We start from the raw sequence: 21,252 nt of genomic DNA, 5'->3' as shown, positions 1-21,252 counted from the left end.
TCGCAATCAGTGCGAGATCTTCTCCAGCTCGATACCCTTCGTTTTCGGCCCCATGAGCCCGATCGCGAGCATCACGATGAACATCGCACCCGCGATGAATGCGAATACGCCGCTCGTCCCGAGGCCTTGCAATACCGCCGCGATAATGAACGAAGTGAAAATCGCTGAGAAACGACTCCACGAATAAACAAAGCCGATAGCGCGCGCACGAATACTCGTCGGGAAGAGTTCGGCCTGGTACGCGTGATAGCTGTACGACATGATGTTGCTGCCCAGAGTCAGCCCGACGCCCAGGCACACGAGCAGCGTTGCATCCGTAGTCTGGCTGAACCACAGCCCGCACACGATGATCAACGCAGCCATTGCGACGATCACACTCTTGCGTTCGAAGCGATCGCCGATGAACAGCCCGATGACAGGGCCGACGGGTGCAGCCAGCGCGATCACCGTCGAATACATGAGACTCGTCGTGACCGTGATGCCCTGCTTGATCAGCAGCGTGGGAACCCAGTTCGCAAAACCGTAGAAACCGACCGTCTGGAATATGTTGAAGATGGTCATCATGATCGTGCGCTGACGGTATGGCGGCACCCACATGTCGCGGAAGCTGCCATTCGGCGCGACCGGTGCAGGCGGTGCCACGGGCGGCAGCTCGCGACCATATTCCCGGCGCACTCGCGCTTCGAGATCGGTCATCACGCGATTGGCTTCCTCTAGGCGCCCTTGTTGCGCAAGCCAACGCGGACTCTCCGGCAACTCGCGGCGGATCCACCAGATAAATATCGCGCCATGTGCACCGATCAGCACGACCCATCGCCAGCCCTCCAGGCCAAGCACGGTACGCGGCACCAGCAAATACGAAAGAAACGCCGCCACGGGCACGGCCATGAAACCGATGGCTTGCTCGCACGCGAAAGCTCGACCGCGAATCTGCTTGGGAACAAGCTCCGAAATGTAGGTTCCTATGGTGACCAGCTCGACACCAATGCCGACGCCTGCCAGAAAGCGCCAGAAGTTCAGACCTTCAGCCGTGTGCTGAAACGCCATCACGACATTGGCGGTGACGTACCAGAGCAGCGAATAAGTGAAAACAGATCGCCTTCCAAACTTGTCGGCGAGGAAACCGCACGCAATCGTGCCGATGAACAGGCCCGCGAACAACGCCGCGATGAAGCTCGCCACGCCCGTCATTCCGAACAGACCGTGCGTCGTAGTCGAGAGAATGCCGCTTTTTACGAGGCCGGGCGCCACATAACCGCTGTACAGCAGGTCGTACAGTTCGAAGAAGAAGCCCAGGCTCAGCAGCACCACCAGCCTCCAGATCGTCCTGGTGGGCGGCAATCGGTCCAGCCGCGCGGAGATCGAGCCTGCGTCCAGAAGGCTATCTGTATTCGAGTGTGTCGTATTCATCGTTGTTTTCCCGAAAAGGCTTGCGGACGAGCTATGCGGCAGGCGTCGTGTCCATCACCACACTCGCATCGGCACGCAGCAGCAGACGGCGGTTGCGCGTCGACAGATTCGTCAGCCTCAGACGCTTGCCGAGCTTCGCATAGCGTTCGTGCAGCGTTTCGAGTGCGGCGATGGCCGAATGATCCGCGAAATGCAGATGACGGCAATCGAGCGTCACGTCTGCCGGGTCGTTATGCGGCTCGAACAGCGCATGAAAATGCGTCGTCGATGCGAAGAACAGCGTGCCGCGCGGTGCGTGGGTGGTTTCGCCCGCTGCGCCTTCCGTCGTTTCGCGATGAATCTCGTTGGCGTGCTGCCACGCGAAACTCAGCGCCGAAATCACGATGCCGCAGAGCACTGCCGTCGCGAGATCGGTGAACACGGTGATCGCGGTGACGGCAACGATCACGAGTGCGTCGCTGCGCGGCACCTTTTTCAGCGCACGCAGCGAGCCCCACGAAAACGTCTGCTGCGCGACGACGAACATCACGCCGACCAGCGCGGCGAGCGGAATACGTTCGATCAGCGGCGACAGAAACAGGATGAAGAGCAGGATCATCACGCCGCTCGTGACGCCCGATACACGCGTGCGTCCGCCTGAACTGAGGTTGATCATGGTCTGGCCGATCATCGCGCAGCCGCCCATTGCGCCGAACAAGCCCGACACGATATTGGCCGCACCCAGCGCAATGCACTCGCGATTCGGCCGGCCGCGAGACTCCGTCAATTCATCCGTGAGATTGAACGTGAGCAGCGTTTCGAGCAGACCGACCATCGACATCAGCGCCGCGTACGGAAACACGATGCGCAGCGTGTCGACGTCGAACGGCACGCCCGGCAGGCTGAATTCGGGCAGCCCGCCCGCGATGTGCGCCATGTCGCCGAGCGTGCGCGTCGGCAGATGCAGCAGCTCGCTCAGCACGCCGACACCGACGATTGCCGCGAGCGCGGGCGGCACCGCTTTGGTGATGCGCGGCAAGCCGTGCACTATCGCGATCGTCAACGCGACGAGCCCGCACATCAGCCACAGCGCCTGGCCGTGCAGCCACACGCCACCCTGCGGCGTCGCCTGTTTGAAGTGCTCGAGCTGCGCCATCGCGATGATGATGGCCAGCCCGTTGACGAAGCCGAGCATCACGGGATGCGGCACCATCCGGATCAGCTTGCCGAGGCGCAGTGCGCCGAACAGCATCATCAGCACGCCGCCCAGCACGACCGTTGCGAACAGATACTGCGGACCATGCTGCACGACGAGCGCAACGATCACCACGGCCATCGAGCCCGCGGCCCCCGAGATCATGCCGGGCCGCCCGCCGAACAGCGCCGTGATCGTGCAGATGAAGAAGGCGCCATACAGGCCCATCAGCGGATTGAGATGCGCGACGAGCGCGAACGCGATGCACTCGGGGACAAGCGCAAACGACGACGTGAGGCCGGCGAGCACATCGCCGCGCAGCGAAGAAAAGTGGGAACGGCGGTCTTGCATGTTGTTGTTCGAACGGATCGGGCGCGCGTGGGACAACACTCACGCGCGTCGATGACAAGTGGACGGATTGCGATGCACGCAGGCCAGCATCGTGAACCGGCTCGCTCGCCAGGTGACGGGCGGCTGGGCACGAAGGCGAATGGATGGAACAAGGACAGGGCCGAGGCAGCCTGCCCGGCTGGACCGATTGCCGTGCGCGGCTCTCGCGCAGCGCACGCGATTTTACATGGTCCGCCGCTCGCGCGCAGTGACACGCGCAAGGACGCTGGGGATGGCGCGCCGCGTGTTCACCTGAACGGACGGCGCGCGGTGGCGATAGGTGGCCGGACTTTTACCGGTACTCGAAATCGTCTGCGGTAATCAACACGTGCGACGCCCCCTTCGCCAGCGCCTTGCGCTCAGCGACAGCGGTAATCCGGCGCTCGCCGTTGCCGAACGCCTTCGAGAGGTGTGATTCGTCTGCCCCGCGCTCCAGCCAAAAATGCCGCTCGAGCGCGTCGCGCGTAATCGAGCACCCTATTGCGCGCTTTTGCACGACGATATCGAAATTCACCGACTGACCGTTATGCGAAAGGGCGAAGTTGCGTAAGGACTGTTCCATTTTCAGCCTCTCTTGAACTGCGATCTATCAGTATTGCGTGTTGCTTTCGTGAACCATGCGCCGATATTCCCGCAATCAAACTATCTCATTCCGTTCGGCATCGATCATTTCGGGCGAACCCTTGAAACGCCTGATGGCAAACGTTTTCATACCGGGAACACATGGCGTCGCCGACGGGCGACGATAAAAAACGCCCGGCATGTTCGCATTTTGAAGGCTTTCGTGCAGATCAGCCCACTGTGAGACCGCCATTTTCTCGCGTAGTTGCGCCACGCGCCGCCGCGTTTTCCATCTGACGAAACTTTGCGCGCGAACGAATTCGCGCTTCGGGCGTGTTCTCGTTTTGAAGGATACAACGCAATCGTTTGCGGCATATGTCACGTTTCATGTAATGGAGAAATCCATGTGATTGCAGAACCTCGTATGATCGAGGCTCTTAAAAGAACTCATACGAATCGTCGATGAAGCATCCGCGCTGGACGGGACTCATCTATCTGCTGATCACCGCAACAGGATGGGCGCTCAACTGGCCCGCCATGAAAGTGCTGCTGCGCGAATGGCCGCCGCTTTTTTCGCGCGGCGTCGCAGGCGTGACGGCTTCGGTGCTGCTCGGGGTCGTCGCCGTATGCGCGGGCGAACGGCCGAGCGTGCCGCGCCAGTACGTGCCCCGCCTGCTGCTTGCGGCATGCACCAATGTGTTCGCATGGATGGGCTTCTCCACGCTGTCGATGAAATGGCTCAGCGTCAGCGAAGGCGCGCTGCTCGTCTACACGATGCCCATCTGGGCGATGTTGCTCGCGTGGCCGATCCTGTCGCGCCGGCCGTCCACCGTCGAATTTCTTGCGCTACTGCTCGGCCTCGCGGGCGTCGTCGTGCTGCTGGGCGGGCGCGGCGTCGCGTTCGACGCGGGCAAGATCGCCGGTATCGCCTTCGCGCTGCTCGCGGCCGTGCTGTTCGCGCTCGGCACCGTGATCGCGCGCACGCCGATTCCCGTTGCGCCGATCAGCCTCGTCGCATGGCAGGTCGGACTCGGCTGCGCGCCGATGATCGTTGCGGGCCTGCTGATCGAGCATCCCGTCCTCGCCTCGCTGCACGCGGACGGCTGGGCCGTGCTGGTCTACATGACGCTCGTGCCGATGGGCGTGTGCTACCTCGCGTGGTTCGCGACGCTGCGGCATCTGCCGCCGCAGATTGCGTCGATCGGCATGCTGCTCGTGCCCATCATGGGCATCGTCGCGGCGGCGCTCGCGCTCGGCGAGCCACTCGGCTGGAAGGAAGCCGTCGCGATGGCGCTCACGCTGAGCGGCGTCGCGCTCGCACTGAGACGCAAGGCGCCGCAAGCAACCACGCAAACGCAAGCACAGACGCAAACCGAATGATCGTGCGCTAAGGCTGTTCGAGCACGTCCTTGAGCCGCTCGACGGCTTCGTCGGACTCGGCCTGGATCTTCGCGCGCAGCAGCACGGCGTTGAGCAGCGCGAACCAGAGCGTCGGCGAACGATACGTGAACGTGCGCTCGAACTGCGTACCGTCGGGGTCTGCCGTCAGCGCGTAGCTGACGGTGCCGGCTGCACGGCCCTCGATCGTGCCGTCGATCGTCCATTTCTCAGGGCGCCGGCGTTCGACCACCGTCCACACGACGTGCCCGCGCCGCCCCGCGACGCGAAATTCTTCCGTGGTCCGCTCGCCGATGTCGAGCGAGTGATCGATCGCACCCGTCACGGACAGCGAAGACGGATGCCAGGCTGGCCAGTGCGCAGGCGTCGTCACGTAGTCAAAAACGGTCGTGGGCGGCCGGGCGATCGGCATAACGGTGACAATGCTCGTCGACAGATCGACTGCGCGCGGCAGCGGAATGAATAGAACACCGATCGCGGCCGCCACGCATGCCACTGTCACGATCGCCCGCAGTAGCGTTCTCATCGCTGTTCGCGCCGTAGCCGGCCGCGTCCAAATGAACCAGGATGCCGGCCGCCGCACACATGAAAGCGGCCTGCGTCACGATCTTACTGCTACCGTACGGGAGCGGCGGCGTCGCCGCACACGTTGCATGCTGTCACGCTCATGGAACACCGCCGGAACACGACAGGAACACGATCGATGCAAGCCCATCCTCTACGCCTTCAACCCGGACAGGATCTGCGGGACGCACTCGAACAGACGCTGCACCAGCTCGACGCGACGGCAGCGTTCGTCGTTCAGGGCATCGGCAGCCTCAGCGTCGCGCAGTTGCGATTCGCCGGCGTCGAACAGCCGACGGAGTTGCGCGCCGATCTGGAGATCCTGACGCTCGCCGGCTCCATGGCGTCCAACGGCGCACATCTGCATATGTCCGTGTCCGACGCGGATGGCCGCGTGTTCGGCGGACATGTCGCGCGCGGCTGCATCGTACGAACGACCGTTGAAATTCTGCTCGCGCTCCTGCCGGAGCAGGCATTCTCGCGCGAGCCCGATCCGCAAACGGGCTTCATGGAACTGTTCATCCGCAGCGCGGCGCACCGCGAATAACGGTCGTTTTCAGGCCTGGAACGTTCCTCGCTTGTCTGCTGGATTGGCCACAGTCTGCACGCTGTAGGAGCGCGCGCCGCAATGCCTTACACTTGCTGGATCGGAATTGCATGCTCATCAATCAGTTGTTCAAGGAGGGAAACGTCCGTGGCAAATGAAAAAATGTTGGCGCAGATTTCGGAGAAGGCGGGCTTCATCGCCGCGCTCGACCAGAGCGGCGGTTCCACGCCTGGCGCATTGCGGCAGTACGGCGTTCCCGACGACGCCTACAACGGCGACGCCGAAATGTTCAAGCTCATCCACGACATGCGCGTGCGCATCATCACCGCCCCGGCATTCACGGGCGACAAGGTCATCGCGGCGATTCTCTTCGAAGCCACGATGGATGGGCAGGCTCAAGGCAAGCCCGTGCCTTCGTTCCTATGGGAAGACCGCGGCGTCGTGCCGTTCCTCAAGGTCGACAAGGGACTCGAAGCAGAAAGCGACGGCGTGCGTCTGATGAAGCCGATTCCCGGGCTCGACGCGTTGCTGGCACGTGCGGGCAAGCTCGGCATCTTCGGCACGAAGATGCGCTCGGTCATCGAGCAGAACTCCCCGGCCGGCATTGCCGCCGTCGTCAAACAGCAGTTCGAATACGGCGCGCAGATCGACGCGGGCGGCCTCATGCCGATCCTCGAACCCGAAGTGTCGATCAAGACGCCGGACAAAGCCGGCGCCGAAAAGACGCTGCGCGACGAGATTCTCAAAGGCCTCGATGCGCTGCCCGCCAACAAACAGGTCATGCTCAAGCTGACCATTCCCGACGTCGCCGACTTCTACAAACCGCTGATCGACCATCCGCGCGTGTTGCGCGTGGTCGCGCTGTCGGGTGGCTATACGCGCACGGAAGCCTGCAAGCTGCTCGAGAAGAATCACGGCATGATCGCGAGCTTCTCCCGCGCGCTCATCAACGACCTGAAGAAACCGATGAGCGACAGCGAGTTCGATGCAAAGCTGGCTGAAGCCATCGACGAGATTTACGACGCCTCGGCCGTCAAGGTCTGAGCGGCATGAAGCAAGCGAGGCCGCGCACCTTCGGGTGTGCGGCCTCGCGCTTTATGCCTCAGTGAAAGACGTCAATGCGCGGTCGGCGGGACATCGGGGTCCACATAGTCGCTGCGCGAAATCCAGTACGGATCGCGGTTGTAATACGTGTGCAGCGATTCACCCCACCTCGAATCGGCCATGCTTGGCCAGTGATCCTTGTCGAAGCCCGGTTCGTCCTTCAGACGACGTGCGCTGATATCGACGTGAAAGCACTTCTGCTCGGTATCGAGCGTGAGCGCGCTCCACGGAATTGCATGCAGCTTCGCGCCCATGCCGAGAAAGCCGCCTTCGGACAGCACCGCATAGGCGATGCGCCCGCTGCGCACGTCCAGCATGATGTCGGCGATCTTGCCGACATGTTCCGCGTCGGACGAATACACCTTGGTTCCGTCGAGCGTCGCCGCCGCCATCACTTCCGGCCCCGGACCTTCACCGACGCCGCCACCGACGATGCCTGCACCACCCGACTTGCGCGATTGCGGATTGATTGAGCCCATTGCTTGCCTCCTTGTGAAAGTGAGCGCTGGGAAGGCGCGCAATGGCTGTTCCTGCATCGCGGCAAACTGGCAATCCGCATGCTGCGGCAATCTTTACCCTTTAGTGCGGGACATCGGTTGATTTTTCCGCATCGGACATCGGCCATGCGACAGCACGCCGCGCCACTGCTGCGCTGGAATAGACCGCATCTGCTTCTTACGCCACTCGTCTGCCGCCCCTACGATGAACACATGAAAACGCGCGACCGACGCGCGTTGCGGGAGAACCGAAATGGCCTTGCTGAACATGATGCGGATGGTGTTGTGGAGTTTCTTCGGCGTGCGGCGCGGCGCCGGGCACGAAGCCGATCTTGCGACCGTCAAACTGCCGCTGCTGCCCGTGATGGCCGTCGTGCTCGCGCTGTGCTTCGGTGGGCTGCTGTTTGCGTTTGCCAGGATCGCCGTGACGGTCGTGCATTAAGGTCTTATTGCGGCGCCGCCTGCGTAATTAAATCGCCCAGCACGCGAATCGCGCGTTCGATATCCGGATTCCACGGATGCCCGAAGTTCAGGCGCACGCAGTTGCGGAAGTGGCGCGACGCGGAAAAGATCGGCCCTGGCGCGAGGCTCACGCCCTGCTCGATCGCCTGCCTGTGAAGCGCCAATGCATCGACGTGTTCGGGCAGTTCGAGCCACACGAAATAGCCGCCCGAAGGCATCGTCCATCTCACGCCTTTAGGCATCGTGCGACGTAGCGCGAGATTCATCGCATCGAGTTGCGCGCGCAACGCAGTGCGCAGCTTGCGCAGATGCCTGTCATAGCCGCCGTGCTGCAAATAATCGGCAATGCCTGCCTGCGCGGGAATACTCGCCGACAGCGTGGTCATCAATTTCGCCCTTTGTACTTTCTCCGCGAATCGTCCCGCCGCCGCCCAGCCGATCCGATAGCCGGGCGCGAGCGTCTTCGAGAAAGAACTGCAATGCATCACAAGCCCTTTCTTGTCGAAGGCAATCGCAGGCAAGGGATACTCCGCCTGAAAATGCAGCTCGCCATACACGTCGTCTTCGATCAGCGGCACATCATGTCGCGCGAGCAATTCGACAAGCGCCTTTTTCTTGTCGAGCGGCATCGTCGCACCCGTCGGGTTCTGATAGTTCGTCATGAACCAGCAAGCGCGAATGGGCTGTTTTTCCAGTGCCTGCGCGAGTGCATCCAGATCGAGTCCCGTTTGCGGGTCGACGGGAATTTCGACGGCGCGCAAATCGAGTCTTTCGATGGCTTGTAGCGCGGCATAGAAGCCGGGCGACTCGACGGCCACCACGTCGCCTGGACGCGTCACGGCCATCAGGCAAAGATTCAGTGCTTCGAGCGCGCCATTGGTGACGACGATTTCATCGAGCGGTTGCGACAAACCCATGCCCAGATATCGCAACGCGATCTGCTGACGCAACGCCTCGTTGCCCGGCGGCAGATCGACCACCGTGCTCCACGGGTTCATCGTGCGCGCGGTTTGCGCCAGCGACTTCGAAAGACGCTGTAACGGAAACAGCACGGGCGAAGGAAACGCCGAGCCCAGCGGCACCACGCTCGTGTGCTTTGCCGCTTCGAGCACGCTGAAGACAAGCTCGCTGATATCGACTTTCGAGGACTCCGCCAGCGCGCGTTTCGCACTCGCTTCGCGCTTGTCGCGAACGGCCGCGCCCGGCGTGACGTAATAGCCCGAGCGTTCCTGCGCACGGATGAGTCCCCACTCTTCGAGCAGATAATACGCACGAAACGCCGTCGACTGGCTCACGCCATGTTGCGCGATTACCTGTCGCAACGAAGGCATGCGCGCGCCGACCGCGAGGCTGCCCGAGCGGATTTCGGCCGCCATCGTATTGGCGAGTGCTTCATATCGGTTCATCGAGGATTGCGCGTAGCCGGGCGCTCATGACGGAGAGCTTTTTATACTAATCGGACCACGCCTGCTCGATCAACCCGATCGACGCGTCTTGCGCCTCATCGACAGAAATACGATCGTTGCGGAGACAGCCGCCACGCTTGCCGCAGCCGAGAATGCATGCGCAAAGCCTTCGCCGTAGCTCGAACGCGCAACCGCGACGAGTGCATCGAGCGAGGCCGGCGGATACAGCGCGAATGCACGCGCGAAGTCACCCGCCATCACACGCTCCGCGAAGCCTTGCACGAACGGCAGATGCGTCTGCGCCATCCGCGCCGTCAACGTCGAACGGACGCCCTCGGCGAGCACGGCGCCGAGTCCTGAGAAGCCGAGCAGAATGCCCGTGAAGCGCGACGTGGTACTGATGCCCGATGCCATGCCCGCACGGTCGCGCGGCACCGTGCCCATGATCGCCTTTTGCGTTTCGCCATTCAGCAAGCCACCGCCGCTGCCGAGCAAGGCCATCGCGGCGATCAGCCATGCGTGATCCGTGCTGCGCGCGGCAAGCATCATCGCGAGATTGCCGCACGCGACGACCGCGAGGCCGAGCGTCAGAATCTGCCGCGAGTCCATCCACGCCGCGAGCTTGCGTCCCAGCTGCGGCAAGATCAGCATCGCCAGCGCAAACGGCAGCATGCCCGCGCCGGCACCCAGCGCGCTCTCGCCGCGCGCATTTTGAAGGAATAGCGGCAACAGCGAGGCCATCACTTGCGCGGACGATGCATACGCGAACATCGCGACGATCGCGCCGACGAAAGGCAGTGAACGGAACAGCGCAAGATCGAGCATCGGATGTGCACGCCTGCTTTCCACCCATGCAAACAGCGCGAACAGAACGACACCTGCGCACGCGCGCAACGCAACTGCTGCGCTGAACCATCCATGCTCGGGACCGAGAATCAGCGCCCACGTCAGCGAAAACATCGCGGCGGCGAATAGCGCGATACCAGGCAGATCGAGCGCGCGCGGCGTCGGATCGCGCGATTCGTCGACGATGCGCACCACGCCCGTTGCCAGCAGCGCGCAAATGGGCACGTTGATCGCGAATGCCCAGCGCCAGCCGAGCCATGCACTGATCACGCCGCCGATCAGCGGCGACAGCACCATCGTCAGTCCCATGATGCCGCCCCACACGGCCCACGCCCGCGCGCGTTCGTGCTCGTCATGAAACGCGTGACCGATGATCGCGAGTGCAGGTGCGAGCAGGAACGCAGCGCCGACGCCTTGCGCGGCACGCGCGACGTAAAGCATCGTCGCGCTCGGCGCGACGCCGCATGCCAGCGAAGCCACGGCAAACAGCGCAATGCCCAGCAGAAACACGCGCTTGCGGCCATAACGGTCGGCAAGCGAACCGGCCGGCAGCAACAGCGCGGCAAAACACAGTACGTAGGCGCTGATCACCCATTCGATATCGGCGAAGGAAGCGTTCAGGTCGCGCGCGATGGTGGGCAGCACGATCCCGACCACGTTGGTGTCGAGCACCGTCATCGCGCACCCCATCGACGCAATGAGCAGCAGCGGCGTGCCACGGGAAACAGAGCGGGTAGCGGAAATCGAACTCATCGGACGGGGTTGGCGGGAAAGCCGACGCAACGAAAGGCTGTATTCCACCAGCTTTTCCTGTTCCGTTCATTGCCGGATCAGATCGATATAATTAGGTTTAACCTAATACACAGCATGGGCATCCGATGGAACTGAGGCATCTTCGTTACTTCATCGCGGTCGCCGAACGGCTGCATTTCGCGCAGGCCGCGGAAGCACTCGGCATCGCACCGCCGACGCTCACCGTGCAAATTCAGGAAATGGAACGCGCATTGCAAGCGCAGCTCCTTCGGCGCACCCGCCGCTCCGTCGCGCTGACCTCCGCCGGCGAAGCATTTCTTGCCGAAGCGCGCGAGACCATCGCGCAGTTCGAGCGCACGCTGAACGTCGGCCAGCGCGCGGGGCGCGGCGAACTGGGGCGTATTCATATCGGCTACGTCGGCTCGGCGGCTTTTTCCGGTGTGTTGCAAAAACAGCTACGGGCGTTCCGCAAGTCGCGGCCGAACGTACTCGTGCAGGCAACCGAACATCCGATGGGCGAACTGCCTGCCTTGCTCGAAGAAGGTCGTGTCGACGTCGCGTTCGTGCGTCTGCCCGTCGATCTGCCGCCGTCGCTGCGCACCCACGTGCTGGTACGCGATGCATTCTGCGTAGCCCTGCCCGCCGAGCATCCGCTGGCGGCTGTGCCCGGATCGATCAAGGCCCGCGCGCTCGCGGGCGAAAGCTTCGTCGTGCCGGAACAGGATCTGGGCACGCGGGAAATCGCGCGGCGCGGCCGCTTCAGCGCGCGTATCGTCAGCGCGCCCGGTTCGCTGCTGGCCGTATTGACGCAGGTTTCCGTGGGGGTCGGCGTCGCCGTCGTGCCCAATCTGCTGACGCGTGTCGTCAATCTGCCGAACGTGGTCTTCAAGACGCTCGCGGGCGAGCCGATCGTTTCGGAAGTCGCGGCCGTCTACCGCAAATTCGAACACTCGCCCGCGACGAAAAAACTGATCGCGCAGATCACAGGCGCACGGGATCAGTAGTTTCCCGGGCTTTTGCGCCGTTCGCGACCTATCATGGGATAACGGTCCCCTCGCTCCCGACACGTTTCGCCGGCAGCGGACTGGATCGTTCCTTGCTCCACAGCACCGAAGCGAACGCCCCATACCGGGCCGCCTGGCCCAGGACCGCGAGACTATCGCCCGGAAGGCAGGCGCCAGCGAGCGTTCGTGAATTTCATCTGGCACTCACGGAGAAATCAAATGACCATCGAATTCACCAGCCGCCGGCACGTCGTGGCCGCATCGCGAGTCGCATTCGAAGCGACCGTCGAAGGAAAAGAGGTATGGTGCAGCGTATCAATCGACGCCCTGAACGACCATTTTGGCAACACGGGTACGTCGTCGCACGATCTGATCGCGGCGTTCGAAGGTAATCGAAGGAAGATCGAAGATGCAGCGCGGCGCGTGCTGCAACGAAATGGGGGACAGTCGGTCGAGCTGGAGACTCGCGACTTTCATTGAGCGGCGTTGAAAGAGGTATTACGTGCGCCGGATGGCAAGGACGGCGCGCCTGATGCCGCAAACGAACGCCAGGCACATGGAGAATGCTTCATTCGTCGAATTGCCTCGCTGCATGAGCCGCAGCGCAGGGACATCGAAGCCGTATCGGCATTGTCACTGCAAGACGAAAAGCAAAGGATAAAGAGGCGAGAAGCAACTCGCCTCTTTTTCTGCCTGCTCTCGGCGCTTAGGCGCGCGCTTTTCTGCCTGCCTTTTTGGCAGCCGTCTTCTTACGCGCAACACCATTCATGCCGGCAGCGTTGGCACCCGCGATCAGATATTTGCTGCGGTCTTTCTCGCCTGCCAGCCATGCGGGCGCGGGACCGCGGCCGCTCCACGTCGCGCCCGTGTCGGGATGGCGGTACTTCGCGGGTTGCGGGCCCTTGGGCTGGCCATTGCCCGTGCCGCCCTTCACGGCAGCACGCGTCGCAACCGGTTCCGATGCGCCGGCAACCAGGTACTTCGAACGGTCTTTGGCAGCTGCGATCCATGCAGGCGCGCGCCCATGCCCCGTCCAGGTCGCACCCGTTTTCGGATCGAGATACCTGGCTACGCCCTTCTTCTGCACGCCTGCCGATTTCAGCGCAGGGCGGCCACGCCTTTTGTGGCCCAAATGCGCGTCGATATCAGCAGTAGTCAGATCGTGCTTTGCCATCAGCGCGCGAATACTTTCGAGCGCCGCCGTCGACTTTTTCGACAAGATGGCTTCCGCCTGGGCCTGAAGCTTTTTTATCCTTGCCTGAAGTGCTTCGAGTGTAGCCATATTGAAACTCCTTTGAAGATACCGGCACTATGCCACGGACCAGTGATATATGGCTAGAGTTCAACTATTACATGAAAAGACGGGCGCTTTCCATTGTCCGACCGGAGACCGCGAGCCGGCGACCCACGCCGGGTTTTCAGATCGAATACCGCAAATGTCAAAAGACTTGCATCGGCGTTGAATATCCAACTACTCACGCTATCCATAAGACATTATCGTTCTCGACAGTCAGAGAGCACTGACATATACAAGAATAGAGTACCTGGCTTCTATTTCCAGATGGTCGATCACAATAGAGGTGAAAGATAAAAATTCATAGCAGCCGCTTCTTTTTATCCCAAATGTCGGCACTCGCCCGAAGATCCGCATGACCCGAATGACCCGAATGACCCACGCAGCATGTCGACGCAGAACGGAACGCACAAAAGAAAGAGCCGGGGCTGCACTCGGCAGCCCCGGCTCTCATTTGAATCGGTATGGTTTTCAGTCGGCGCATTCGCAATGCAAGCTCATGCGTCAACCAGGCGAGCGTTCAATGATGCGAGAACGTGATGCCGCTCGCATCGGCGCGCACACCCGTCTGCGATGCGCCGTTCGACGCGCCGCCATATCCGCTTTGCTGCGACGACGCGGCCTGTTGCGCAGCAATACGCGCTTCGGCCGCCTGAATATGTGTCGGGTAGCTATTGCGATCGTCGAGCGGGCTATAACCAGCGTTATGCAATTGCACGAGTTCTTCGCGAACCTGCGCGCGCGTCACGGGCTGGTTGTTCTGCGCCAATGCGGCAAGGGGAGCGCTGAGAAGAGCAGCAACGATAACGAATTGACCGAGCGATTTCATGGCGACTACCTCCGTTTCTGTCTGTTGGGCTGCGTGAGAACCTGTGTTCTGCAACCGTTGAACAAAGTGTAGAGGCGAGGCCGCAGCCGACAAATACACGAGGCTTGAATAGATCTTTCAGAGAATCGTTACAATCCGGCCAAAGCAAACAGGGCCGCCGCGCCCCCCGACGCGACGGCCCTGACGCTACCGCACAATGTCTTTAGCGTCGATTAACTGGCCAGCTTGCGGAACGTTTCGAGCACGGCATCGCCCTTGAACGGCTTCACGATCCAGCCTTTCACGCCGGCTGCCTTGCCCCGCTCCTTCATCGCGGGACTGCTTTCCGTCGTCAGCATGATGATGTTGACGCTTGCGTTGGCCAGTTCGCCGCGAATCTTCTCGGCCATCGTCAGGCCGTCCATGTTCGGCATGTTGACGTCGCTGACCACGAGACGAATGCCCGGCGACGCCTTCAGCTTCGCCAGACCGTCCTTGCCGTCGACGGCCGTATCGACATCGAGACCGTTCTTCTTCAGAAAACCCGCGACTTCATCGCGAACGGTGCTCGAATCGTCTACTACCAGAACCTTTGCCATTGCTTACCCCATAGCGCCTGTCGAGCGGCGCATTGATTGAAAATACGCTTTCTGCGCGTTGCGTCAGAAGCGTTCAAGAGTGTTGAAGCACGTTAGAACAGTTCGAGTTCGCCCGTGCTTTCTTCGGCCTCGTTGATATGCGCGAAGAAATCGACTGGCGAGCTTGCGCAGACGCACAGCGTCGCGCCCAGTTGTACGTTTGCGCCGATGCTCACGCGAAAGGCCGCGAGATAGTCAGGCTTCAACTCCGTCAGATACGGCACGCACGCACCACTAAGCTGATACGGCGTCGACATGCCGAGATCCGGAAAGAACTCGACCAACTTCTGGTTGATCGCGCCACAGCACAGATTGCCGACTTCCATCAGTGCGTCCGCCAATGAACGACCTTCTGACTCGCGCACGTAGTAATCGCGTGTCGTCTGGTCGTCGTCGAAATGCAGCACGAGTAGAAAGCGGAAGGCGATCGACGAAATGGTCAACACCACGATATGGGCCGCCAGCGCCTCATTCGCATGCTGTGTATCGAGCGATTCGATATCGCACGCGTCGGCGGAATCGATCGGCAAACGCGCGCGCGCGGAATGAATGAAGATCCGCTCGATACTGTCTTTCGCTTGCTGACTGATCACGTCGACGCCTGCTCTAACCGGGATTGAATCTGACCGGCAAGCGACTCCACGCTCGCCAGCGACGCTGCAATCATCTTGCCGCCTGCCTGAATGTCCTGAAACGTGGCCGTCGTGATGAGGTCGTTGCGATTGAGGCTGTCGTGATAGCTCTTCGACAGTTCCTGCGAGCGCGCCGCGAGCGTGCGCACTTCGCTTGCGACGATCGAGAACCCGCGCCCCGCCGTACCCGCGCGCGCGGCTTCGATCGACGCGTTCAGCGACACGATCAGCACATGACGCACGATCGACGACAGCTCATTGTTCTTCGCGTGCATGTCGTGGTTCTGCGCCATCAGCGAGATCATCTGTTCATGCCAGCGTTCGAACGTGGCCGACAGATGCCGCAGACGTCCCGCTTCCGTCGCAAGGCGCGTGGCCTGCTGCAGCCATTCGTCCTTGTGCTGCTGCAATGCATGCAGTGCAGTTCGCGCCTCCTCCGCCGCCGACGACTGCTGCGCCACGTCGCCGCGCAAGGTCTCGACGAGCGCATGCAGTTCGCGCGCCTGCTGCTCGTGCCGGCGTATCTCGGCCGCGTGCCGCTCTTCGGCCTGCGCGAGCGCCTTGTTCTGTGAGTCGAGCGCCGTCGCCTGCTGCGCGACGGACCTTCGTCCATACCACCACCGATGCGCGAACACAGCCGCCAGCGCACCGACCGCGCTGCCCGCCACTGCTGCCGCAATCACATACTGATCGACCACAACTGTCCCCGTCGTGCTATTCGAAATGTGCGTTCGCCTGAATCGAACTCACTGTCTTAGCGGCGTCCTGCATCGACGTGCCGACGCTATCCACCGCGCAATTCTCCGGCAGATAAACGATCGCCTGGAACTGGCGGAAGTCCGCGCCCGAATGATCGTCCGTGAAGCGCAACTCGATGCGGCCGCCTTCGCGCCGGATGAAATCGCGCACTGCGTCCATGCCGACGCCGCGACCCGAGATTTCCGTCACGTTCTGCGCGGTCGAAAAGCCAGGACGGAAAATGAACTCCGCCACGGCTTCGTCGCTCAATTGCGAATCGGGCTGCAGCCAGCCGCGATCGGCGGCGATGCCGCGAATGCGCGACAGCGCGAGGCCGCGTCCATCGTCGCTCAGCGTGATCTGCAACGCCCCTTCCGCGACGCCCACTTCGATATCGATCACGCCCGCATGCGGCTTGCCGAGTTCGACGCGCTGTTCGATGGACTCGATGCCGTGATCGACCGAATTGCGCAGCAGGTGCATGAACACGTTCTTGAGCGTGGTGCCCGCTTGCGAGCGGATGCGATAACCGTTGTCGTCGATGCGCACTGCGGGCGCTGCCTTGCCGAGTTCGGCGGCCAGCGACGGCAGCGATTGAAGCACGCCCGCGAGCGCGTCTTCCACCTTCTCGGTGCCGAGCAGACGCAAGGTTCTGCGCACGGAATCGCGCGCCATCAGCAGATCGCGCATGTCGGCGGGATTCGCTGCATCGAGCAGACGCAGGCTTTCCTGTATGTGCTCGCGGTCCACCACCAGATAGCGTTCCGCGCTGTCGACACGCCCCGCCTTGCGGCGGCCGAGGCTCACTTCGTTGATCGTCGCGTAGTGCTGCAGCGCATCTTTCACGCGCGCCAGCTCGGCCATCAATTGTTCCTGGTCCCACTCGTGCGCCGACTCGGGACGGCGCAGCGCATCGTAACGCTGCTCGGTTTCGTGAACGATGCTGGTCAGATGCTGAAGGCTATAGGTTCGCGCATTGCCCTTGATCGTGTGCATGTTGCGGAACAGTTCGGCAACGGCCGACCCGTCGGCTTGCGTGTGCTGGCGAATGATGCGCTCGTTCTCGTTGATGAAGCCCGTCGCACTGTCGACGAAATGATGGAACTTCTCTTCGTTGACCGCGAGAATTTCGCCGATCATTTCGAGGCGGCGCTTCTGCTCGCCCGCTTCGGCGGCAAGCTGGCGCAACTCCGTCACGTCACGCACACACAGCATCAGGCGCATCACCGTGTCGCTTTCGTCGGTGATCGCGGACCAGCTCAGATCGAGCGTCTTCTCGCGTCCATCGGGCATCTCGCGCGTCAATTCGTTGACGAGCAGATGCTGGTTGAATTCGAAGTTGATGCTGTCTTCGCCGATACACGCGAGCACGGCCGCTTCGACTTGCGACACCGTATCCGAGCCCAGGTCGCTGCCCGCGAACACGAGATCCATCAGCGAGCGGTTCGCAATGTCCTTCGTTTCGAAGATCGCTTCCAGATAAGCCGAGTACTCCGAGTGAATCACCGCGCCGTCGACGACGGTCAGAATGCCCTGCTGCATGTTCTGCAACATCGCCTGAATGTCGGCTGTTTTCTGCTTGAGCTGCGCGGAGCTTTGCTGGATCTTTTCGATCATGCCGTTGAACGCGACGATCGAATGGCCGATTTCATCCATACGCCCCACGGGCACGCGGCGGGTGAAATCCTGGCTCGATGCGATCTCGCTCATCATTTCCTGCATGCGCGACAGCGGCCGCGTGATCTGGCGGTACAGCAGCAAGCCGATCGCGATCAGCACGAGAATCGCTGCGCCCGAGGCGCTGCCGATCGCCGTCGTCGTCGTCGCGAGACCGGTGTTGAGCGCATCGATGGCTTCGTCTTTCTGGCGGTTCTTCTCGATGCGCAACGTTTCGACGATGCCTTCCAGTTCGTCGCGATACTGCGCGACGTTCGCGAACAGATAGGCTTGCGCGAGATCGTTCTTGCCCTCGGCCTTCATCTTCGCGGTGTCGTTGATCGCCGAGAAGTAGTTCGCGAGGCTGTCGCGGGCCTGCGTGACGAGCCCTTCCTGCGCATGGCTCGCGGCGGCTTTGGCCTGCACGTCGAGTGCCGTGCTCAGCGACTTCTCTTTTGTCGCGAGTTCTTTTTGCGCCTGCTCGACCATGTTTGCGTCGGGCGCGTAGACGAGCGTCATCGTAGCGAGCTGCACGTCCTTGACCTGCGAGACGAGATCGGCGGAAGCCAGTGCGCTCGGCACGACGCCCTGCGTAACCTGCTTGACGTCGGCGGCACTGCCGCGAGTCTGATAGACAGCGTATCCACCGATCGCCGACAAGGCGACCAGCATCAACACCACCAGTAGAGTGATGCGGTGACGGATGGTCATGTGGTATTCCCCGTGGTCTGTCACTGCTATGCGGCAGTGCTGCCCGCTCTGATTTGTCAAATTGGCGGGCGACGGGATTATCGTCGGCGGCTCATGACGAAGCTGTGACCGCCGCGCATTCTTCTGCTGATTGAAAGGCACAATAGAACATGTCCGCTAACGAGGCTAAAGTTCGCGCATTCACTGCCGTTAACCGGCGTGCATTCTTACGATGCGGCCCCGACATGTTCTTTCTTGTCCTTATCTAGCTCGTGACGAACGGCTGAGCGGCAGGCTCTTTCGGACTCGCATTGAGGCGCTCGTATTCGGCGATCAGCTGCGCGCCGAACAGCATCAGCGTGGCCAGCGCTTCAAGACTAAACAACACGACGATCGCCGTCGTCAGCGACCCATACACGACGCTCACCTGCGAGAGCGTCGCGAAGTACCACACCAGCACACGCCGCGTGACTTCCCATAGCACGGCCGCCGCGACGGCGCCGAAGAGCGCGTGCCGCAAGGTCGTGCGGCCTGCGGGGATCACCAGATAGATCGCGGTGAGCACGAAGATCTCGCCGGCGAGACCGAACAGATAGAGCACGACGCGCGTGGCACCCGTCAGCGGAATCGCGTGACCAAACAGCACGACGCTGTCGCTCGCGATAGCCTGCAAACTGCTCGACACGAGCGTGACGAGCAGCACGCCGATACCGAGCGACAGACTGAACAGATACGGCAGGATCGCCGACAGAAGAAAATGCCTGCGCCGGATCGCCACGCGATGCACGAAGATGATCGACAGCGCATTCTCAAGCACGGTGAACGCGAGCGAACTGAAGAAGATCATCGTGACGACGAGAAACCAGCCGATCACCGAGCGATGCGCAAGGAAGTTGGCCAGCTCGTTGACGATCGCACGAGACTGCCCCGGCACCAGCCATTCGAGCAGACGCGTCAGCGTATCGAGCAAGAGCTTCTCGCCCACAAAATGACTGAACGCGATCGCGACGAGAATCAGTAGCGGCACGATGGACAATAGCGCGTAGTACGCAATCGCGCCCGCGAGCAGCAGCCCCTGGTTCCTGCGGAAGGCCTTGACGACCTGTAGCGCGAACCGCGCGGGATGCGTAGCGACGAAAACCAGCGCGCGATTGTTCGACCGATTTCGTGCCCTCTTCACGCTCTCCACGTCCACCTCCGCTCGCGTCGTTGCGCTCGGACCCTCGGCAACGATAGAGCAAGCAGCGGTCCCGACGGCGCTGCCAATACTGAAAGCAAAAATTCAAATTAGCAGATCATTTGCTCATTACCAGATCAAAAGAACTTAATCGACGGATGGACGCACTCCTGATTTACCCCAATCGCGCGCCCCCGGAAAACGCCCGTATTAGCAGCCGAAACCCTTTCCTGGCATGGCTTTGCGCGCCATCCATCGACGCCGCTCTGCATGCACCGCATCAAAACCCGGCCTTGATTTTCGAGAGCGTCGCTGCTGTACTAACTAAAACAACTTGATTTAGTAAGGCCCGCGTCGCCGGCATCCCGATGTCCGGCAAACGCACAAGAAGGCGCGATCAGCGCACACGCAAGCCGCTGAATCGACTGCCGAAGACAACGTCGTTGCCAATCATCCGGAGGAGCGTCCCATGAACCCGATTTCCCGCAGGCCACAGCGCCGCGCGTCCCACCTGCAGCCCGTCGCCAAGGGCGTTGCCGCTGCGTGTATCGCGGCGTCCGCGCTGTGGTGCGCCGGCACGAGTCTCGCCGCCGACCAGCCCGTCGTCGGCCTGATCACGAAGACGGACACCAACCCGTTCTTCGTCAAGATGAAGCAAGGCGCGGAAGCCGCCGCGCAGAAAGACGGCGCGAAGCTGCTGACGGCGGCCGGCAAGTTCGACGGCGATAACGCGGCGCAGGTCACGGCCATCGAGAACATGATCACGGCGGGCGCGAAGGCGATCCTGATCACGCCGAGCGATACCAAGGCCATCGTGCCGAGTATCAAGAAGGCACGCGCGGCAGGCGCGCTCGTGATCGCACTCGACACGCCGACGGATCCGCAGGACGCAACCGACGCCCTCTTCGCCACCGACAACTTCAAGGCGGGCGTGCTGATCGGCCAGTACGCGAAGGCCGCGCTCGGCGGCAAGCCCGCGAAGATCGCGACGCTCGATCTCGCGCCCGGCGTCTCCGTCGGCGTGCTGCGTCACAACGGCTTCCTGCAGGGCATGGGCGTGAAGGAAGGGGATCCGTCGATCGTGTGCAGCCAGGACACGCGCGGGGATCAGTCGAAGGGGCAGACGGCGATGGAAAACTGCCTGCAGAAGTCACCCGACATCAACGTCGTCTACACGATCAACGAGCCGGCCGCAGCGGGCGCGTATCGCGCGCTCAAGAGCGCGGGCAAGGACAAGAGCGTGATGATCGTGTCCATCGACGGCGGCTGCGAAGGCGTGCGCAACGTGAAGGCAGGCGCGATCGCCGCGACGTCGCAGCAGTATCCGCTGAAGATGGCGTCGCTCGGCGTCGAAGCCGGCGTCGAGTACGCGAAGACGGGCAAGAAGGCCACCGGCTATCACGACACGGGCGTCACGCTGATCACCGACAAGGCGCAATCCGGCGTCGACAGCAAGGACACGAAGTTCGGCCTCGACAACTGTTGGGGCAACAAGTAAGCGCG

Annotated in this window: 21 protein-coding genes; 7 read left to right on the top strand and 14 right to left on the bottom strand. The window is 61.9% G+C overall.

The genetic code is table 11. The annotated features are described in order from the left end of the window. Window positions 1–6: 6 nt before the first annotated feature. The 3 genes from G3N95_RS25990 to G3N95_RS25980 all read right to left on the bottom strand — a co-directional run bounded on the left by G3N95_RS25990 (window position 7) and on the right by G3N95_RS25980 (window position 3,536). Window positions 7–1,410: an MFS transporter gene (locus tag G3N95_RS25990; RefSeq protein WP_205972946.1), complete on the bottom strand. Its 1,404-nt coding sequence runs from the start codon at window positions 1,408–1,410 to the stop codon at window positions 7–9. Between the two features lie 31 nt (window positions 1,411–1,441). Continuing rightward, window positions 1,442–2,935, bottom strand: coding sequence for a SulP family inorganic anion transporter (locus G3N95_RS25985; RefSeq protein WP_205972945.1), 1,494 nt, complete (start codon window positions 2,933–2,935; stop codon window positions 1,442–1,444). A gap of 331 nt (window positions 2,936–3,266) precedes the next feature. After that, complete coding sequence (locus G3N95_RS25980; protein WP_205972944.1) at window positions 3,267–3,536, bottom strand: DUF1488 family protein; 270 nt, start codon at window positions 3,534–3,536, stop codon at window positions 3,267–3,269. Window positions 3,537–3,997: 461 nt separating this feature from the next. Here G3N95_RS25980 and G3N95_RS25975 point away from each other — a divergent pair, with 461 nt between their 5' ends. Beyond that, window positions 3,998–4,915, top strand: a complete 918-nt coding sequence (locus G3N95_RS25975) for a DMT family transporter (protein WP_205972943.1) — start codon at window positions 3,998–4,000, stop codon at window positions 4,913–4,915. Between the two features lie 7 nt (window positions 4,916–4,922). Here the strand turns inward: G3N95_RS25975 and G3N95_RS25970 are convergent, their stop codons facing one another. Continuing rightward, complete coding sequence (locus G3N95_RS25970; protein WP_205972942.1) at window positions 4,923–5,459, bottom strand: SRPBCC family protein; 537 nt, start codon at window positions 5,457–5,459, stop codon at window positions 4,923–4,925. Between the two features lie 177 nt (window positions 5,460–5,636). On the opposite strand from G3N95_RS25970, the gene G3N95_RS25965 reads away from it, so the two are divergent. Together G3N95_RS25965 and G3N95_RS25960 are read left to right on the top strand one after the other, a co-directional pair. Further along, entirely contained in the window at window positions 5,637–6,044 is a 408-nt protein-coding gene (locus tag G3N95_RS25965; RefSeq protein ID WP_205972941.1) for a PPC domain-containing DNA-binding protein, read from the top strand. Window positions 6,045–6,206: 162 nt separating this feature from the next. Next, complete coding sequence (locus tag G3N95_RS25960; RefSeq protein WP_241018952.1) at window positions 6,207–7,088, top strand: fructose bisphosphate aldolase; 882 nt, start codon at window positions 6,207–6,209, stop codon at window positions 7,086–7,088. Between the two features lie 71 nt (window positions 7,089–7,159). Here the strand turns inward: G3N95_RS25960 and G3N95_RS25955 are convergent, their stop codons facing one another. Next, window positions 7,160–7,627: a PRC-barrel domain-containing protein gene (locus G3N95_RS25955; RefSeq protein WP_205972939.1), complete on the bottom strand. Its 468-nt coding sequence runs from the start codon at window positions 7,625–7,627 to the stop codon at window positions 7,160–7,162. A 271-nt stretch (window positions 7,628–7,898) separates the two neighbouring features. Here G3N95_RS25955 and G3N95_RS25950 point away from each other — a divergent pair, with 271 nt between their 5' ends. Beyond that, window positions 7,899–8,087 carry a DUF2970 domain-containing protein gene (locus G3N95_RS25950; RefSeq protein WP_205972938.1) on the top strand — a complete coding sequence of 63 codons (189 nt, stop codon included), beginning with the start codon at window positions 7,899–7,901 and terminating at the stop codon, window positions 8,085–8,087. Window positions 8,088–8,091: 4 nt separating this feature from the next. Here the strand turns inward: G3N95_RS25950 and G3N95_RS25945 are convergent, their stop codons facing one another. Further along, complete coding sequence (locus G3N95_RS25945; protein WP_205972937.1) at window positions 8,092–9,513, bottom strand: PLP-dependent aminotransferase family protein; 1,422 nt, start codon at window positions 9,511–9,513, stop codon at window positions 8,092–8,094. Window positions 9,514–9,582: 69 nt separating this feature from the next. After that, window positions 9,583–11,112: an MFS transporter gene (locus tag G3N95_RS25940; RefSeq protein ID WP_205972936.1), complete on the bottom strand. Its 1,530-nt coding sequence runs from the start codon at window positions 11,110–11,112 to the stop codon at window positions 9,583–9,585. A 125-nt stretch (window positions 11,113–11,237) separates the two neighbouring features. On the opposite strand from G3N95_RS25940, the gene G3N95_RS25935 reads away from it, so the two are divergent. Both G3N95_RS25935 and G3N95_RS25930 read left to right on the top strand, forming a co-directional pair. Then, window positions 11,238–12,116: a LysR substrate-binding domain-containing protein gene (locus G3N95_RS25935; RefSeq protein ID WP_205972935.1), complete on the top strand. Its 879-nt coding sequence runs from the start codon at window positions 11,238–11,240 to the stop codon at window positions 12,114–12,116. Between the two features lie 219 nt (window positions 12,117–12,335). Then, window positions 12,336–12,596: a DUF1488 domain-containing protein gene (locus G3N95_RS25930; RefSeq protein ID WP_012402896.1), complete on the top strand. Its 261-nt coding sequence runs from the start codon at window positions 12,336–12,338 to the stop codon at window positions 12,594–12,596. 226 nt (window positions 12,597–12,822) lie between these two features. Here the strand turns inward: G3N95_RS25930 and G3N95_RS25925 are convergent, their stop codons facing one another. The 7 genes from G3N95_RS25925 to G3N95_RS25895 all read right to left on the bottom strand — a co-directional run bounded on the left by G3N95_RS25925 (window position 12,823) and on the right by G3N95_RS25895 (window position 19,761). Continuing rightward, window positions 12,823–13,398: an H-NS family nucleoid-associated regulatory protein gene (locus G3N95_RS25925; protein WP_205972934.1), complete on the bottom strand. Its 576-nt coding sequence runs from the start codon at window positions 13,396–13,398 to the stop codon at window positions 12,823–12,825. 532 nt (window positions 13,399–13,930) lie between these two features. Then, the gene (locus G3N95_RS25920; protein ID WP_205972933.1) at window positions 13,931–14,239 is read right to left on the bottom strand and encodes a DUF4148 domain-containing protein; all 309 of its coding nucleotides are present in this window, start codon (window positions 14,237–14,239) and stop codon (window positions 13,931–13,933) included. A 212-nt stretch (window positions 14,240–14,451) separates the two neighbouring features. After that, window positions 14,452–14,817 (bottom strand): response regulator, encoded by a 366-nt coding sequence (locus G3N95_RS25915; RefSeq protein WP_205972932.1) that lies wholly within the window; start codon window positions 14,815–14,817, stop codon window positions 14,452–14,454. 92 nt (window positions 14,818–14,909) lie between these two features. Further along, window positions 14,910–15,449, bottom strand: coding sequence for a hypothetical protein (locus tag G3N95_RS25910; RefSeq protein ID WP_205972931.1), 540 nt, complete (start codon window positions 15,447–15,449; stop codon window positions 14,910–14,912). Continuing rightward, window positions 15,446–16,186 (bottom strand): methyl-accepting chemotaxis protein, encoded by a 741-nt coding sequence (locus G3N95_RS25905; RefSeq protein WP_205972930.1) that lies wholly within the window; start codon window positions 16,184–16,186, stop codon window positions 15,446–15,448. The genes G3N95_RS25910 and G3N95_RS25905 overlap by 4 nt, the downstream gene beginning before the upstream one ends. Before the next feature lie 16 nt (window positions 16,187–16,202). Then, window positions 16,203–18,593: an MCP four helix bundle domain-containing protein gene (locus G3N95_RS25900; RefSeq protein ID WP_205972929.1), complete on the bottom strand. Its 2,391-nt coding sequence runs from the start codon at window positions 18,591–18,593 to the stop codon at window positions 16,203–16,205. 244 nt (window positions 18,594–18,837) lie between these two features. Next, window positions 18,838–19,761 carry a YihY/virulence factor BrkB family protein gene (locus G3N95_RS25895; RefSeq protein WP_205972928.1) on the bottom strand — a complete coding sequence of 308 codons (924 nt, stop codon included), beginning with the start codon at window positions 19,759–19,761 and terminating at the stop codon, window positions 18,838–18,840. 457 nt (window positions 19,762–20,218) lie between these two features. Here G3N95_RS25895 and G3N95_RS25890 point away from each other — a divergent pair, with 457 nt between their 5' ends. Then, window positions 20,219–21,247, top strand: coding sequence for a sugar ABC transporter substrate-binding protein (locus G3N95_RS25890; protein ID WP_205972927.1), 1,029 nt, complete (start codon window positions 20,219–20,221; stop codon window positions 21,245–21,247). The last annotated feature ends 5 nt before the right edge of the window (window positions 21,248–21,252 follow it).

It is taken from the genome of Paraburkholderia sp. Tr-20389 (assembly GCF_017104565.1).
Lineage (GTDB): Bacteria > Pseudomonadota > Gammaproteobacteria > Burkholderiales > Burkholderiaceae > Paraburkholderia.
Note: the sequence above shows the minus strand (reverse complement) of the source record. Positions and strands in the feature narration are given on the sequence as shown.